9 protein-coding genes are annotated in these 16,816 nt (G+C 51.2%); 4 read left to right on the top strand and 5 right to left on the bottom strand.

All coding sequences use genetic code 11. The features are described from left to right. The first annotated feature begins 2 nt into the window (after positions 1-2). The gene (locus BWI93_RS26005) at positions 3-1,571 is read left to right on the top strand and encodes a hypothetical protein (RefSeq protein WP_176454346.1); all 1,569 of its coding nucleotides are present in this window, start codon (positions 3-5) and stop codon (positions 1,569-1,571) included. A gap of 202 nt (positions 1,572-1,773) precedes the next feature. On the opposite strand, the gene BWI93_RS26000 is transcribed toward BWI93_RS26005, so the two are convergent. From BWI93_RS26000 to BWI93_RS25980, 5 genes are all read right to left on the bottom strand, one after another. After that, on the bottom strand, positions 1,774-3,447 hold the full coding sequence (locus BWI93_RS26000; RefSeq protein ID WP_094816860.1) for a RagB/SusD family nutrient uptake outer membrane protein: 1,674 nt from the start codon (positions 3,445-3,447) through the stop codon (positions 1,774-1,776). A gap of 10 nt (positions 3,448-3,457) precedes the next feature. Continuing rightward, the gene (locus tag BWI93_RS25995; protein WP_158242674.1) at positions 3,458-6,793 is read right to left on the bottom strand and encodes a TonB-dependent receptor; all 3,336 of its coding nucleotides are present in this window, start codon (positions 6,791-6,793) and stop codon (positions 3,458-3,460) included. Positions 6,794-7,086: 293 nt separating this feature from the next. After that, positions 7,087-8,145, bottom strand: coding sequence for a FecR family protein (locus BWI93_RS25990; protein ID WP_094816858.1), 1,059 nt, complete (start codon positions 8,143-8,145; stop codon positions 7,087-7,089). A gap of 85 nt (positions 8,146-8,230) precedes the next feature. Next, entirely contained in the window at positions 8,231-8,851 is a 621-nt protein-coding gene (locus tag BWI93_RS25985) for an RNA polymerase sigma factor (protein ID WP_094816857.1), read from the bottom strand. Positions 8,852-9,248: 397 nt separating this feature from the next. Continuing rightward, a complete protein-coding gene (locus tag BWI93_RS25980) occupies positions 9,249-11,708 on the bottom strand; it encodes a TonB-dependent siderophore receptor (RefSeq protein ID WP_094816856.1) in 2,460 nt (819 codons plus the stop codon). A 186-nt stretch (positions 11,709-11,894) separates the two neighbouring features. Here BWI93_RS25980 and BWI93_RS25975 point away from each other — a divergent pair, with 186 nt between their 5' ends. The 3 genes from BWI93_RS25975 to aspS all read left to right on the top strand — a co-directional run bounded on the left by BWI93_RS25975 (position 11,895) and on the right by aspS (position 16,623). After that, a complete protein-coding gene (locus BWI93_RS25975) occupies positions 11,895-12,881 on the top strand; it encodes an AraC family transcriptional regulator (RefSeq protein WP_094816855.1) in 987 nt (328 codons plus the stop codon). A gap of 120 nt (positions 12,882-13,001) precedes the next feature. Continuing rightward, positions 13,002-14,621: a hypothetical protein gene (locus BWI93_RS25970; protein WP_094816854.1), complete on the top strand. Its 1,620-nt coding sequence runs from the start codon at positions 13,002-13,004 to the stop codon at positions 14,619-14,621. A gap of 238 nt (positions 14,622-14,859) precedes the next feature. After that, the gene (gene aspS, locus BWI93_RS25965; protein WP_094816853.1) at positions 14,860-16,623 is read left to right on the top strand and encodes an aspartate--tRNA ligase; all 1,764 of its coding nucleotides are present in this window, start codon (positions 14,860-14,862) and stop codon (positions 16,621-16,623) included. Positions 16,624-16,816 lie beyond the last annotated feature (193 nt).

The raw sequence follows: 16,816 nt of genomic DNA, 5'->3' as shown, positions 1-16,816 counted from the left end.
CCGTGTGGATTCGAATACTGCTTCTTCTCGGCTGGTTTCTGATTCTGCTGTACGTCTGGGGCAATCAGAAGCGAACGGAAAATGCTCCCTGGCTTTTCTATGTACTCATCGGCTGGGTATTGCTCAGTCGTAGTTCAAACATCGTACAGTACGAACCTAACGTAGATACCAGCACCTGGCTGACGGGTACACTCACCATCCGACGGGCCGCCGATCCGGTCTGGACCTGGCTGAATTATACGGACGGGCGTCCCTTTACGGTAGCCCCCCTCTGGCTGGCCAGTCTTCTGGGCCTGCCCCTCACCTACGGCGGAGCCGAGTGGCTCAGTGTGCTCTTGTGGTGTATTACCCTGCTGGCTCTGGCGGGGATACTTAAAGCCCTGGGCTGGAAATCCGGACGGGCTTTTATTTTCGTGGCGGCACTGGCTGCCTTTGTCGGTACGACGGGCTACATGGACCACGTGGCCTACAACTCGGAAGTGGCCAGCATGTGGTTGCTGGCCCTGGCTCTCTGGGGCTTTTTTTACTGGGCTGAACGTCCGGTGGCCTGGGGTGCTCTGGTCGTGGGATTACTGCTGGGATTACTGCCGTACGCCAAATTCCAGAATGCTCCGATGGGCCTGGTCATTGCCGCTTTTGCGGGCTTTACCTGGCTGCGATCCCGCCAGTGGATGGCCGTGGTTCTATTGGGCCTCGGCGGTTTATTGCCCACGCTGGGCTTCGTGGCGTACTACGCAGGCTTAGGTCAGCTGGAAACGTTCTGGAATCACTACTTCCTGTATTATTTCTACTACAGCTACACCGACGAATTTTCGAAACTGACCACCTGGGAACGCTTTACCCCTGTACGCTTTCTGTACCTGACCCTGGCCAGCCCGGATGTACGGTGGTACGCGGCCGGTCTCCTGCTGGCAACGGCCGGGTTGTTCGTTCATTTCCTGCGAAAAACAAAAACTACGTACGACTGGCTGGCTCTGGTATTACTCCTGACTACGTACTATGCGATGTTGCAGTCAGGCAATAATTTTCACCATTACGCCCTGTATATACCTTTTCTGGTCCCCGTTGCGTTAGGGATCTGGGCTCGCGATTTATCCGTTCGCACGCAGAAAACCGTGCTGGGTATTATCTTACTCGCCGCTGGATTTCAGGCAGGTTATAACCTCAATCAACGCGGACCGGTACTGCCTACGGCGAATGAAGCCCTTACGCAACGCGTGGCTTCAGTCATTCGGGCCAATAGTAAACCCGAAGAACGGATGGTACTCTGGGGCTGGTTCGATCGCCTGTACGTGTACGCCCAACGGCCCATGGGTTATCGCTATCCGTACACCATTGGTATTTTCTGGCCCAGTCCACTGCACGACGTTCGGGTCAGGGATTTCATTCACGATCTGGAAGAAAACCAGCCGACGATATTTGTAGACGTTTGCGGTACGGCTCTTACCTTTTACGGTACGATTGCCGAACACCACGAAGCTACCCCCGAAGTGGCCCGGTACATTGCTTCGCATTACCGATTGATTCAGGACATCGAAGGGGTCCGGGTTTATAAACGCCTGCTCAGGTAGCTTTTCGTTTTCCTGGAAAAAGAAAACTGCCGGATACACCACGACCTTATTTCGCACGGATTCCCAGGTATACAACCCGTTCAGAATAAGCCTGTCACAGATTAAAGTCCGTACGAAAACCCTACGCTTTTCCGGAAAAAAACAAGGGCCGATAGCAATACGCTACCGGCCCTTTCGATACATTGAAGGTTAACTCTTTGGCTTACCAGCCTTCGTTCTGCACCAGATTCGGATTTCGCAGGGTTTCGTCGGTGGTAATGGGTAGCACGTACATGGCATTTCGCCAGAGACGATCTTCTACCTTGAATCGTTCGTACCGGAACCCACCGGGAGCGTTGGCATCCACCACAGGCTTCATGCCGTAAATGGTTTTTTCGGTGTTTTCGGCAATCTTCCAGCGGCGTACGTCCCAGAAGCGGTGATTCTCGAAAGCCAGTTCGATCCGTCGTTCATTCCGGATGCGTTGCCGCATCTGGGCCTGCGTCAGTCCGGCAGGCAATTCCTTCGCTCCTGCCCGCTTCCGAATCAGGTTTACGTATTTGAGAATATCGGCGTTGCCCGGATCGTACTCGTTCAGAGCCTCGGCGTAGTTCAGATAAAACTCACCCAATCGGAAAATGACCCCGTGAATGTCCCGGCCCTGTCCCTGCCCGATGGTAATGTTCTCGTCGGCCAGTTTCCGGTTGCTGTACCCCGTTCGGGTACGATCGGTTGCGGTACTCTGCTCATCTTTTCCACCCGCGTAGGTTTCGATTTTGCGGCCTTTCCAGGTCGAGCCGTTGTAGGTGATGTCGGAATAAAAACGAGGTTCACGATTTTCGTAGGGCCGAGCCGGATCGTAGCCAGAAGCCGGATCGCTGATGGGTAATCCGTTGGCCATTTCGTAGTCATCCACCAGGTTTTGCGTGGGCGATGCCCCCGACCAGCCGTTGCTACCGTACGGGAACAGATAGCGGTCGTAATCCTGATTGGATTCCCGCATCCGTACCCAAATCACTTCGTTACTCTGTAGTGTACGGCTTTTGTACATTTCCTGCCGATCCTTCAGCGTGGGTTCGAGCGTGTAATTCAGGTCGATAACGGCCTTGGCGGCATCGGCGGCTTTTTTCCATTTTTCGGGATCAGAAGCGGTTGCATTGCTGCTGATGTCGGGCCGAAAACCTGTTTTCCCGGCAATGGCCCACAGTGGACTCGCGGAATACAGCATCATCCGGGCTTTCAGGGCCAGACAGGTTCCTTTCGTCACCCGACCGACCTGATTGGAAGGATACGAAGCCGCCACGCGTTTATACGCTTCGTCGCAATCGGCGATTACCTGCTGTAAACAGGCATCGTACGAACTACGGGGCTGGTTCAATCCTTCCATATCCGTCTGTTCCAGTACCCGATTGACAATCAGTACGCCCCCAAATTGCCGCATCAGATCGGCCAGGTAATAGGCCCGCAGGAAGTAGACTTCACCGATCCGGTTTTGCAAAAAGCCGGGGTTGTTGGCATCATCCGGCGTTTTGTATTTTTCAATGCCTGCCAGCAGGGTATTGGCCTGCCGAATAGCGACATAGCCTTCCCGCCAGGTATTGCCAATCGGATTATTGTTACCCGACCAGGAGCCGTTGTTAAAACTCATGGAGCCCATCCAGGTCGAAGCGTCCTTGGATTCGTCCGTACCCGAAGACATCGAGTACCCACCCAGGTACGTGTACGGTCCGCGAATGCGACGGTAGAGGTTATTGACAACCTGATCGGTCATGACGAAGCTGGTGAAAATGTCTTCGTCCTGCTGCTGGGTTACGGCGGCCCGGTCCAGAAAGTCGCTCTTGCAACCCGTGGCCAGTTGCAAAGCCAGAAATAAAGCGAGAATACGAGTATGTTTCATAGCGGTAGGCTTAGAATCTTAGATCGATACCGAGGTTCCAGATTTTTTGAATGGGGTACATGGCTCCGTTGCCATCACCGATTTCAGGGTCCACCTGGTAATCCTTGAGTTTATCCCAGGTATAGAGGTTCATCCCATTGATGTATACGCGGAAGTACGAAAGGCCAATGGGTGACAGCCATTTTTTAGGCAGACGATACCCCAGTTCCAGGTTTTTGATCCGGAGGTAATCCGCACTTCTGATCCAGAACGTCGAAGCCCGGTGGTTGTTTCCGTTGGTGGAAGCGTGCAGACGTGGATACGTAGCCGTTTCAGCCGTTTCGGGCGTCCAGCGACCCAGGTGGAAGGGTTTTACTTTTCCACTCTGGAAGAATTCATACACGGCTTCGTTGTTGAGCATGACGTCGGTGTGAGCAGCTCCCTGCAACAGTACCGACACATCAAAACCCTCGAAATCTACACCGATGGAACTACCGAAGATAATTTCGGGCGTACGGGCGTAACCAATGGCCGTTTCATCGAAGCTGGTCTGAACGCGGTCATACTCGTCGCCCGTCAGTTTGCGGTACTTCAGATCACCGGGACCATAGGCCGAAAAGTTCTGGAACGGACTGCTCTTGACGTCTTCTTCATCCCGGAAAAAGCCCTCAGCAATCAGACCGAACTTTGTACCCACGGGGCGTCCCGTACGTCGCATCCAGGGATACGGGCGGGCCACTTCATCCTGATACACAATTTTGTTGCGGGCGAACGTGACGTTCGGCTTGATGAAGTAATGGACCCGACCAATTTTGTTATCATGGGTCAGCTCAAACTCGAAGCCTTTGTTATCAACGATACCAATGTTCTGAGCCTTGATGTCCTGACCAAACACGTCGGAGAGTGTACTGCGGCTGATGAGGATATTGCTACGCCGCTGGCGGAACAAATCCAGCGTAAAGCCCAGACGACCGCCCCAGAAGCGGCTTTCAAGCCCTACGTTCAGTTGCCGACCGCGTTCCCAGGTTACGCCAGGGTTACCGATGGCTTGCTGGAACCAGCCATTGGCCTGAGCTGCGTTCGTACCAAAGTAATACGGATCGCCACCGCCCCAGGAAGTAAACCACAAGAAGCGTTGAGCCGCCGATGGGTACCGGTCTCCACTGGAACGGTCATTGCCCACCTCCCCGTACGAAGCCCGGATTTTAAAGAAGTCATCCGCCCGCAGGTGTTCTTTGAGGAACCCTTCCTCGGAAATCACCCAGCCTCCCGAAATAGACGGGAACAAACCGTAGCGGCTTTCGCGGGGGAAATTTTCCGAACCCTGATACGACGCACTCACTTCGAGCAGGTACTTCTGCTTGTAATTATACGTTCCCCGGAAGAGTAGCGACTGATAGGCATACGGAATCTGTGAACGATATTCCTGCAAACGGCGATTCCAGAGTAACATGCCCGTCAGATCATGGTCTGTAAACTGACGATTCCAGTTCAGCGTCGCCTCGAAGTACGTATTCCGAATGGCATCCCCACCGCCAAAACTCCCGTTGGGATCAATACTGCTGTTCTGTCCAAACTGTTTGTAGCTGGTTATCTGCCCCTGAGCGTTGCGAAGGGGTTCGAACAGGGCATAACTACGCGTGAAGGAAGAGTTGGGCGTATTGGTATTGTCATACGAGAAAGAAGCCTTGGCACTGAGGTTTTTCGTGATAAAATCGAGCTTACGGGTTAACGCAAAAGTTCCCTGCACCGTGTTGTTATACCAGTGACGGTAACCTTTTTGCGACAGTTCCCCGTAGATGTTCTGGGTAAACGTACCATTGCCAAACATCGATCCGTCGGGGTTGAAGATCGGGTAAATGGGTGGCATCCGGTTGGCCAGGTTCATGATGTCTCCGGCCGAGTTGTTTCCGTCAGTACGGTCGGTAAGGATTCCCGCCAGATCCAGCCGGGCCGACAGCGTGGACGTAATATCCACATCGACGTTGGCCCGCAGGTTGTAGCGTTTCATGACGTTATTGCCGTTGTAGCCATCCTTGTTTTCCTTGGTATGCCGGTAATTTCCCTCCTGAAGGTTGTACCCTGCCGAGATGAAATACCGGGCCGTACTGCCCCCTCCGCTCACGTTCAGGTTGGCCTGAGCCACGCGGGAAGGTTGCATCAGAAACTTGTAGAAATCCGTATTGGGCAACGACCCGTCACGGTACCCTTCCAGCTGCTGATTCGTAAAAGCCGGTTGTTGACCGTCGTTTCGCAGAGCTTCGTTATACAAAGTCGCGTAATCGTACGAGCCGAGATACTTGGGCAAACGCGTCGCCTCCTGTACCCCAATCGACGAGCGGAAACTTACCTGCGGGGCTCCGGAGCTTCCTCGTTTCGTAGTCACGAGAACCGCTCCGTTAGCACCCCGCATCCCGAGCACGGCGGTAGCTGCGGCATCCTTCAAAATAGTTAAGCTTTCAATGTCGTTCGGATCGAGATAATCCATGCTCCGTTCTACCCCATCCACCATCACAATCGGCGTGGCGTTGTTGAGGGTATTCACGCCCCGGATGTACAGCGTACTGCCATCCACGCCGGGCTCGCCGCTACGCTGGGTCGTAATCAAACCCGGTAAGCGACCCGCCAAAGCGTTGGTCAGGTTGGATACGGGGCTCTGTACCAGTTCTTTCGTACCGATCGAAGCCACGGCACCCGTAACGGTCGCTTTTTTCTGCTGACCGTACGCCACCACGACGACTTCGTTCAGATCGCTGGTATTGGGCTTGAGCTGTACGTTGAGTTTCGTCCGACCGACGATGGGCCATTCCTGCTTTTCGTAGCCGATGTAACTGAAGACGAGTACTGCCTCGCGGTCGGGTACGTTGATGGCGTAATTACCGCTGGCATCGGTCGTGATCCCCCGGTTCGTATTCTTGATGGCAACGTTCACGCCGGGCATGCCGGTGTTGGTTTCGTCAGTTACGGTTCCGGTGATGGTCAGGTCCTGTACGCTATTCGCTGCCAGTAGTACACTGTTTCCTTCCGCAGCCAGAGCTTCCTCCTGAGCCATGTGCAGAATAATCGTCGAGCCTTTCACCTTATACCGAATCTGCGAGGCATTTCCGAACAGTGTTTCCAGAATATGGGAAAGCCGCTCGTTCTGAGCCTGTAAGCTCACCTTTCGGGTGGCTTGAATAACCTGCGGACTGTACATAAATTGTACCGCCGCCTGCCTGCCGATCTGTCGCAGGGCCGTACTGACTTCTTCATTACTGATGTTCAGGGTGATTCGTTTATTTAGTAGTTCCTGTCCGTTGCCATCAAACGCGGCGGCCAATGTCGTACCCAGAATTACTAATAGAAACTGACATATAGATAAACGCATGATTCTGAGTAAAATCTTATTCGGTTTCCTATTGTTTTTCATAGATTTGTGGTTGTACTGGTTTGAAAAAAATTGGTATAGCAAGCCCCGTTTCCGGCCGGTAAGGTCGGAGTAGATCTGAGCAAAGATTTGGGACTTTTCGGGCGGAAGATGGTGGTACATCTTTCGCCTTTTTTTGTAGTTAGAAGGTAAGTGTTGTGGATGTATTACAGTGGCATAGAGTCATGGTTAAGTGCGTGAAAAAGGATGGTACAATGCAGCAGCGGCCTGTATTCTGGTGGGTCATTCAAAGGTTACTGACACTTCTTTCCCTGAATAAAAATCTGGCCGTCCCGTATGGTGTAATGGGCGTTTACGGTTCGGCAGATCATGTCCAGTTTCTCGAAAAGAGGTTCCTGGCCTAACTCAGCCGTCAGCTGGCAATCAGAGAAAACGGTACGGTTATACGTTATAGGTATCAGATAGGTTTTCTGGAGTTGATCGAAAACTTGAGGCAAGGGGGTCCGGTCGAATGAAAGCGTCTGGCCAAGAGCCTCTGGCATGGGTTGCGGAGCCTCCACCAGGGTTCGCTTTAATTCGGGTTTCTTTTCCGTGAATACGACCTGCTGGTTGGGTGTCAGAATCACTGGCTTGGCCTTTTGCTGACTCGTTCGGGTGAATACGGCTACCTTTCCGGTACGTACCATCACCTGTACGTTTTTTTCAAACGAACGGATCGTAAAGCTGGTACCCAATACTTTAGCCACCAGTTGGTGAGCATACACCACAAACGGCTGCTCAGGATTGCGGGTCACTTCAAAGAAGGCCTCTCCTTCCAGATAGACGTTACGCTGTTTTTCATCAAACGTTTTCGGGAACCTGACCTGACTGCCGGGTTCGAGTTTAACCCGACTGCCGTCCATCAACGTGAGCAACTGAGGCGACGAAGTGCGATTGGCAATCGTACGCAACTCCGTCGTCTTCGTAGCTGCAACGTGGGTGGTCTTAAACGAGGGTTGGTAAACGTAATAAAACAGGCTTCCCATACCCGCTACGAGTACAACGGCAGCGGCTACGCGAATTTTCTTCCAAAATTGAGGTTGAGTGGGTAAAGATTCGGCTTTACGGGATAGACGAGCTTCGGTAATCCGGTTTACCTGTTGCTCGAAATCGCTATCGGAGAGGTTTTCCTGAGCTTCCTGTAGAGCTTCGACGAATTGCCGGGCCGCCCAGATCCGGTCGGCTCGCTGCGGATGCGATTGCAGCCAGTTCTCCCAGAAAATCGTATCCGCTACGGTCGGTTTCAGTACCCATCGACGAAAGGCCTCATCTCCGATAAAATCTTCAATCTGATAGCGTACATAATCAACCATAACGAGCAGCAGGCTAGGTAAAACCCCGTTTTATAAGGAAATAGTACAAGACTAGCCGACCTTACTCAAAATGGATTAACTTTTTTTAAGAGAAAGAAGTAAAAAATGCTAACAGCATGATTCTCACCAACATAGGAATCTGATTTTTTAGCTGATACAAGGCCCGGTGCAGGGTATTAGCCGCCGATTGCCGCTCGATTCCCATGATCTGAGCGATCTCTTCATTATCGAGGCCTTCGTAAAATTTCAGAAAAATGACTTCCTGTAAACGTTTAGGTAATTGCTCGATGGCCTGTCGCAGGTTGCGTTCATTTTCCAGTGACATCTCGTCACTGATCCATTCCCGCTCGATGTTTAATCCATCCGAATACTCAAAATCGGTGTCGGCCAGATCCGTGCGATCATCGAGTCGGTTTCGATTCCGTAGATCCCGCAGGAGGTTATTGCGTAAAGCTTTTAAAAGATAAATTGTAACGCAGGGCGTCTCGACCAGGTACGCCCGCCGATCCCACAATTCCAGAAATAAATCCTGAATACAGTCCTGAATCAGCTCCCGATCTTTTGTAAACCGGGTAGCGTAATTGAAAAGAATCCGGTAACGTCTCTCAACCAGCAGATCAAAAGCTTCACCCTCGCCATCTTTGAAACGGACCCAAAGCTGAGCCAGTAAAGATTCATCCGGTGGTATAGCGGAAGACTTTTTCATAAAAGAGAAACGTATGTTTTGGTTGCTACGGGCGACTCCTCGGGGCAATCAATCCTTTTTCGAAAGAAATACTCAGGCTTAGAGAACTAAAGTATTGTAAATTTCTGCGAAAAATTATTATCAAACCAATTGACTCCCTGCTTTTATTTAAAAATTTGCAAAGCATTCGGTTAAAATACGCATACTATTTGTAAAGATAGAGAAAGTACCTGCCCTTTAACAAGGAGTTCAAACAGATCCAGAATTCGGAATTTAGGAATTTGTACGAAGTTTATAGGTTTTTCAAGAGCCTTTTTTAGTGTATGTATGGTTTTTACGGTGTATAAAAGTGTAGATCAATAGCAATGCCAGCCTTTGGGGCTGGCATTGCTATTGATCAGTATTCGTAAGAAAATAACTAAAAGCGATACGTAAGCACACCCGAGAAATTACGTGGCTGAATCCGGTCGATGAACGAAGTACGGTACGCATCGTAGCCAACCGTTCCGAAAATGTTATTCGCCAGTACACGCAGGCCCCACTGCTGACTGATCTGGTAGCCCAGCTGAGCGTTTACCAGCGTATACGCTTTGTTGTACCAGGGTTCCTTGCTCGTATCGAGTCCGTGCGTGAGGTAGCCCACTTGCGTCCAGTCGTTGTAGGGACGTTCGCCAAGGTAGTATACGCCCAGACCTACGTTCAGGTTTTTCAATGAACCCCGGTTGACGGTGTAGTTCAGCCAACCGTTGAAGGTATGTCTCGGCGTGTTATTAGGAGCTGAGCCTTCTACGTTTACGACGGTGTTCCGATACTGAGCGTCGATCATGGAGTACCCGACAATTGCTTCGAGGTTTTCCAGGATACGGCCCGTCAGCTCTACCTCTACCCCCTGCCGACGATCATCACCACTGGCCCGGTATACATTCCGGCCATTCACCTGAATGGGTGCATTGTTAACATCGTACAGCTGTTCGATCAGGTTTTTCTGCTCGATCCGATACAGCGTCAGGTTAAAGCGTAAGCGGTTATTCAGCCAGTCGGATTTGATCCCCGCTTCGATCTGGTTGACAAAGCTGTTGCCAAACGTATTGCCGTTTTCATCGACCTGGCTTACGTTTTCCGGACGGGTACTGTTAGTATACGAAGCAAACAGGTTCAGTCCTTTTTTCACCGTAACCATAATACCACCCAGCGGATTCCAGAAGTGCGTGCGGGTAAAGGCGGAATTCAGCGGAGAGGTACTTTGATTGGTACTATAACGAATGCCCACGAAGGCTTTCAGCCAGTCGGTTACCGAGATAACGTCCTGAGCCGTCAAACCCATGTTGGTCGTTTTGCTGAGGGTTTCACCCGTTTTCGTAAAATTAGCCGTGCCGTAAGGCAGCGTATTGGAGATCGTTGCGGGGTCGAAAACGTTGATGATACCGGGAATATTGATCGTGTTATAGGCGGACTCGGTCAGATCGGTAAGTTTATAATCGGCTCCGATCATGAAGGTATGACGAATCGCTCCCGTCTCGATTTGATCCCCCACCAGATCAAACTGAATCACCGTGTTTTTGTCCAGACGCGGCTGGTTGTGGCTGATCGAACGGCGGTACAGGTTCACCTGCACATCGTTTGTATCTTTTTTCCTGGCCAGAGCAGTCAGTGAAGTACGAATGGCGTCGGCATCGAAAACCGAGCGGTACACGGCTCCGCGAACGTATAACTTATGGTCCGTATCCAGATACCGTTTGAAACTGGCCGTGTAGGTGCTATGTTTCACCGTCGAAATGTCGGATTTAAAGCCTAGCATCCGGTTGTTGGGAATGTCGTAAATTTCATTGGCGACGTTACCAACCGAGAGATTCACCGTACCCGCATCGATGGTCTGATTCACGTTGTAGAAATCCATTTCCAGCGTGATCTGGGTTTTATCATCGGGACGAATCGCCAGCGAGGGATTGATATAGAAGGATTCGTACTCCATGCCCTTGCGGAATTTTCCGCCCGTCTGGTAGGCCCCATCAATCCGGAACGCTACTTTCTTTGAATCACCCAGTAAGCCCTGTACGTCGAACGTGGGGCGGAACAAGCCCCAGCTTCCGCCGCGAAGCGATACCGAACCTTCATTGACGAACTTCGGCGTTTTCGTCACCACGTTTACGATTCCACCGGGAGCCCCCAGATCCGTAGCCTGGCCAGAGGCCTGACCCAGTCCCTGCGTCAGAGCCGCCGAACCTTTCATCACCTGAATGTTCTCGACGCCCTGCATATCGGTTGGATAGCCCATTCCGCGGAAATCCGTCATAACCCGAACGCCGTTTTTCAGCGTAGGAATGCCTCGGAAGCCCCGCGAAGAAATACTTTCCTTCACGCCCCCGTAGGTCGAATACGTATAAACGCCGGGTACGTTGCGGACGCCTTCGATGACCGTTAAGGCTCCCTGCTGTTCAATGAGTTTATCGGAAATCACCGAAATACTCTGAATCTGATCGCTGGGTTTGAGCGGTAAACGTGTAATGGCTTCGAGTTTTTCGGGTTGCTTACCCCGAGCACCGAATACTTCCACTACTTCCAGCTCGCCCGTAGTGGATACCAGGGTCAGATTCAGTTTCTGGGTGTGATTTTCGCGGATCGTAATTTTTCGGTATACCGTCTTGTAACCGATGCTGGAAACTTTTAACTGATAGGAACCCGTCGGAATTTGCAGGATTCGGAAATTCCCGGAATCGTCGCTGGACACCCCGTAGCGGGTACCTTCCAGCATGAGGTTGGCGGCGGGCAGTGGTTCACCGGTTTCGGAAGTTACTTTTCCCTCCAGACTTCCTACCTGAGCCCAAACAAGCTGAGCCATCAGCACGAAAAAGACAAGCGAAATAAAACGTTTCATCATGGGAGATTAGGTATGCATGAAAAGACAGGGGAACGTTGACAACGTATAGACTACTGATCAAAAACTTGTGAAAGTCAGTATTCTTATTATTTAGATTAATTAAAAATTAATGCAAATTTGTGGGCAGATTCGCGGCGGCAGTTATCGCAAACGGGATAAAAAGTATCGCAAAACGGATTTTTTGATATGGAAGTGGAGGTACGCATTCAGGGAACGGAACAGTGGCTTTGCCACCAGACTTTTGCGGCGGCAGACTCCGGTCAGCTTTCCGAAAAGCACGTGAACGTCCATTCGCCTACCCTGGGTACGATTCAGGAAAAACAAACTCTTGCAGGAAGCTATTTCATTTGTGATATTGATTTCCAGGTTGCTACGCCGACGGTGCTGGATAAGCAGGTACACGGCGAGGCTTTGCAGATGCATTTTTTGCTGGAAGCCAACAGTACCCTTACCATCAAAGGACTGGGAGAGTCGCGGGTATTTTCGGCCTATGAACACACGCTGGGCTATTTGCCCGAATCAGAAAGTCTCTATCGTCTTACGCCCGGAGCGGTACCGCTGGAGTATTTTACGGTGGTCATTCCAACCGAAACGTATTTCCGGTTATTGCCACCGGAGAGCCCCCTTCACCCCGATTTTTTTGGTCAGTGCCCCCATTACTACATGGCTCCCCGAAACGGTACCGTTAGCCCGGAGATGGCCCGGATCATCCGTTCCATGCAAAGCTGTCAGCGGACAGGCGACTTGAAACGGCTCTTTCTGGAAGCCCGCATTCTGGACTTGCTCATGCTACAGATCGAGCAACTGCATACACAACCCCTCGACTGGCAGCGGGCCGACGAACGCAAGCTGCTGGAAGCCCGGGAGATTCTTCAGGCCCGTTACCAGCATCCACCTACCATTCAGGAGCTTTCCCGACTGGTGGGGCTGAATGAATTCAAGCTCAAAAAGGGATTCAAAACCAGTTTCGACACGACGATTTATCACTATGTAAGTGAATTACGGATGCAACAGGCCCGGCAGTGGCTACTGGATCGGGAGAAAACCATTGGTGAAATTGCCCACAGCGTCGGCTACAAGAACCACGCCCATTTTACGGCCGCCTACAAGCGTCATTTCGGCGAACTGCCCAGTCAGTATTCCAGGGAAAAAAATAAAGCTCCGCTACTTTAGAGAAAATTAAGTCCTGTTTCTGTACGCTCCTATCGCAACGCTCGCGTACCTTCGTTTCCAGTTCATACCATCATCCCCTGGTTACGCTTTTCGATACACAGGATTTAGCTTTTGGCGTACATGTCTTCGCTTTTTACGTTTAATCAGTTTCCTTTTCTTTTCTTTTTGCTGGGCTACGGACTGGCCGCCGTACTAGGTCTGGTTACGTTCAAGCCCAAGCCTTCCTATGCCCTGTTTTTAAGTCTGGCCCTGCTTTTGCTGGCGTATATGCGGTTACCGGTGATTTTCTATAACCGCGAACTTAACGTCGATGAAGGCCAGATGCTTACGCAAGCGATGACGCTGCTGAAAGATCCGGTCTACTGGCGATCCGTGGATGGTACGACGGGTGGGCCATTAGGCAGTTACTTCCTGTTGATTCCGGCCCTGTTGACGGGTAATTTCAGCTATATGACGGGTCACCTTGGAGCGGTATTGTTACTGGGAATAACCTTCGTTTTTCTTTCGCTGGCTATAAAAAACTGGTTCGGAACGCGGGTTTCGCAATTGATTTCGTACCCGGTTCTTCTCTTCTACGCCTTTACGCAACTCGGCGATTTTGTGCACTATTCCAGTGAGCTGGTACCCGTCACGCTGCTTTCCAGTATTGTTTATCTGTTCTCAACGCCCGGCTTTTTAGCCCGGGGTACGTACCGCACTTCCATCCTGTTGGGCATATTGTTTCTGGCGATGCCTTTCGGGAAAATCCAGAGTCTACCCCTACTGGCCGCGTGTCTGGGTTACTACCTCTACAGCGTTTACATCCGAAATGATTTCAGACCCTTTGTGGCCTGTGTCGTTTCGGGTTTATCGGCTCTGCTCGTGCTCGTCTTGGTGCTATGGGTAAACGGCGTCCTCGACGATTTTCTTTTCTATTACATTCACGCCAACTTCAACTACGGCGAAGGCGGCAGCTGGGCACAGAATTTACTGCATCTCCCCGCCCAGTTCAGCGTTGCTCTGGATTACTCACTTGTTCTTTTACCACTCATTCTCAGTGCAGTACTGGCGGCGTTCCGCTGGGGTACTTTGAAGAAAGACGTCTTCTTTTTTTCGCTGGCCTTACTGATCATGGGGATTCTGGCCGTGTCCAGAACGGGTACGGGATACACGCATTATCTGTTCTTTCTGGTCATTCCTTTTACTTTGCTGAGTGCCTCCCTGCTGGGAGCCGTTTCTTCCTTATCGTGGGTATCTTCACTGACCCTGACGGGAGCTTCGCTGGCTTGTCTGGTGGGGCTGATGCTGGTGCATTACAAGAAAGATCATACCCTAAATTACTACGTTTCTACGCCCACGTACAATCGTACCTTTCCCATCTCACCCGTGGGTGCTGCCATTGATCAGTACAAACAGGCGGGGGATTATCTGGTCGTCTGGGGTTGGAATTGTCAGTACTATATCGAAACGCAATTGCCGCAGGGGGTGGCCGAAAACCATACCATTCGCTCCTCGTTTGAGCACCCTTTACGCGAGACGTACCGGAAACGGTTTATGGAAAATATGCAGCGAAATCGTCCGGCGGTGGTGGTCGATGCCGTCGGTAAAAACAGCTACTGGATGCAGGACCCTGCGACGCAGAGTTACGAGAGCTTCCCCGAACTGAAAGCCTACCTGGAACGTCAGTATGTACTCGTGGAAACCGTAGATGGCGTCCGCATTTTCGTACGGGCCGATCGCTCGCCGAAGCAGTTGGGATAGGTTTGATCTAGGTTTAAGGTTTGAGGCTAATGCCACGGTGAGTGCATTCAAACCTTAAACATTCAAACTATTTCAAACTTTAAATCCCCTCAAACTATATCAAACGTTAAACCGCTTTAAACCCTATCAAACTTTAAATCCCCTCAAACGCTTTCAAACTTTCTCCAAACCTCCAACCCTGACCGAATTTCCCTATTTTTGCGGCACAAAATAGGATTGCTTTGATCCTGACTTGTTTATGCTACGTACACATACTTGCGGCGAAGGCCGCCTTACCCAGGTTGGCCAGGAAGTAACCCTGTGCGGCTGGGTGCAACGCATCCGCGATAAAGGAGGAATGATCTGGATCGACCTGCGGGATCGATACGGCATTACTCAGTTGATTTTTGAAGAAGGTTCTACCGATGCTTCCGTTACGGAAACGGCCCGTTCCCTGGGTCGTGAATACGTGGTGGCGGCTACGGGGACCATCGTCGAGCGGGTTGCTAAAAATCCAAATTTGCCTACGGGTGATATTGAAGTGAAGGTTACGAAGCTGGAAGTATTGAATCCGGCCAAGTTGCCTCCCTTCCTCATCGAAGACGAAACCGACGGTGGCGACGACATCCGGATGAAGTACCGCTACCTGGATCTTCGCCGGGGTATCGTACGCAAGAATCTGGAGCTTCGCCATCAGGTAGCTCGCCGGGCTCGTCAGTACCTGGATGATCTGAATTTCATTGAAGTAGAAACGCCCGTTCTGATTAAATCGACGCCCGAAGGGGCCCGCGATTTCGTCGTACCGAGCCGGATGAATCCGGGTGAATTTTACGCCCTCCCCCAATCGCCGCAAACGTTCAAGCAATTGCTGATGGTATCGGGTTTTGACCGGTATTACCAGATTGTGAAGTGTTTCCGGGATGAAGATTTGCGGGCGGACCGTCAGCCAGAATTTACGCAGATCGACTGTGAAATGTCGTTCGTTACGCAGGAAGACGTCCTGAACACCTTTGAAGGACTCGTTCGCCACCTGTTCCGTACCGTAAAAAATATTGAATTACCTGAGACGCTCGTTCGGATGCCGTACTCCGAAGCCATGCGTCGCTTTGGTTCGGACAAACCCGACATTCGTTTCGGTATGGAGTTCGTGGAGCTAAAAGGCGAAGAGGCAGACCTGACTTCGGGTAAGAACTTCGTGGTCTTTGATTCCGCTGAACTCGTGGTAGGTATCGCCGCTCCGGGTTGTGCCGAGTATACCCGCAAGCAGATCGACGAGCTGACCGAGTGGGTAAAACGCCCGCAGGTAGGAGCCAATGGTCTGGTGTACGCCCGCGTGAATGCGGACGGTTCGGTTAAATCGTCAGTGGATAAGTTTTATACGGAAGAAGAACTCAAAGGCTGGGCCGAGAAATTCGGTGCCAAACCCGGTGACCTGATCCTGATTTTGGCGGGTGCCGCGGACAAAACCCGGAAGCAACTCAACGAATTGCGTCTGGAACTGGGTAACCGCCTAGGTCTGCGTAACCCCGATGTGTATTCGGTTCACTGGGTGGTTGATTTTCCTCTGCTGGAATGGAGTGAAGAAGAAAACCGCTACTTCGCCATGCACCACCCCTTCACCAGTCCGAAACCCGAAGATATGGACCTCATCGCCACGGATCCCGGCAAAGTACGGGCCAATGCCTACGATATGGTCATCAACGGCGTGGAAGTGGGCGGTGGTTCCGTTCGTATTTTCCAGAAGGATATTCAATCCCGGATGTTCGACCTGTTAGGCTTTACGCCCGAAGAAGCCCAGCATCAGTTTGGCTTCCTGCTGAATGCCTTTGAATTTGGTGCCCCTCCGCACGCAGGGATTGCTTTTGGTTTCGACCGTTTGTGTTCGCTCTTCGGTGGAGCCGATACGATTCGTGATTTCATCGCGTTCCCGAAAAACAACGCGGGCCGTGACATCATGATTGATAGTCCTTCTACGATTGCTCAGAAGCAACTGGACGAACTGAAGATCAAAACGGCTCTTTAAGGGCATTTTGATTTTTTTAGCTATTCATAGACAGGGTTTTAGTCAATTTTCTAATTGACTTAAAACCCTGTCTATTTTTTCAATCAAGCCTCCAAAGCTTAATCTGAATAGCCCCGTATGCAATGCGGGGCAGGTACAGCACGGTAGGCACAGCCTACCAAATTAAAAAGTCCGTAGTGAATACTACGGACAA

This window comes from Siphonobacter sp. BAB-5385 (assembly GCF_002261125.1).
In the GTDB taxonomy this organism is placed as follows: Bacteria; Bacteroidota; Bacteroidia; order Cytophagales; family Spirosomataceae; genus Siphonobacter.
The sequence above is the reverse complement of the archived record's forward strand: the minus strand, read 5'-3'. Positions and strand labels throughout refer to the sequence as shown.

Excerpts from the sequence above, each read along its gene's own strand:
- BWI93_RS25995 (WP_158242674.1), bottom strand. The coding sequence starts at position 6,793 with ATGCGTTTATCTATATGTCAGTTTCTATTAGTAATTCTGGGTACGACA.
- BWI93_RS25990 (WP_094816858.1), bottom strand. The coding sequence starts at position 8,145 with ATGGTTGATTATGTACGCTATCAGATTGAAGATTTTATCGGAGATGAG.
- BWI93_RS25970 (WP_094816854.1), top strand. The coding sequence starts at position 13,002 with ATGTCTTCGCTTTTTACGTTTAATCAGTTTCCTTTTCTTTTCTTTTTG.
- BWI93_RS25980 (WP_094816856.1), bottom strand. The coding sequence starts at position 11,708 with ATGATGAAACGTTTTATTTCGCTTGTCTTTTTCGTGCTGATGGCTCAG.
- BWI93_RS26000 (WP_094816860.1), bottom strand. The coding sequence starts at position 3,447 with ATGAAACATACTCGTATTCTCGCTTTATTTCTGGCTTTGCAACTGGCC.
- aspS (WP_094816853.1), top strand. The coding sequence starts at position 14,860 with ATGCTACGTACACATACTTGCGGCGAAGGCCGCCTTACCCAGGTTGGC.
- BWI93_RS25975 (WP_094816855.1), top strand. The coding sequence starts at position 11,895 with ATGGAAGTGGAGGTACGCATTCAGGGAACGGAACAGTGGCTTTGCCAC.
- BWI93_RS25985 (WP_094816857.1), bottom strand. The coding sequence starts at position 8,851 with ATGAAAAAGTCTTCCGCTATACCACCGGATGAATCTTTACTGGCTCAG.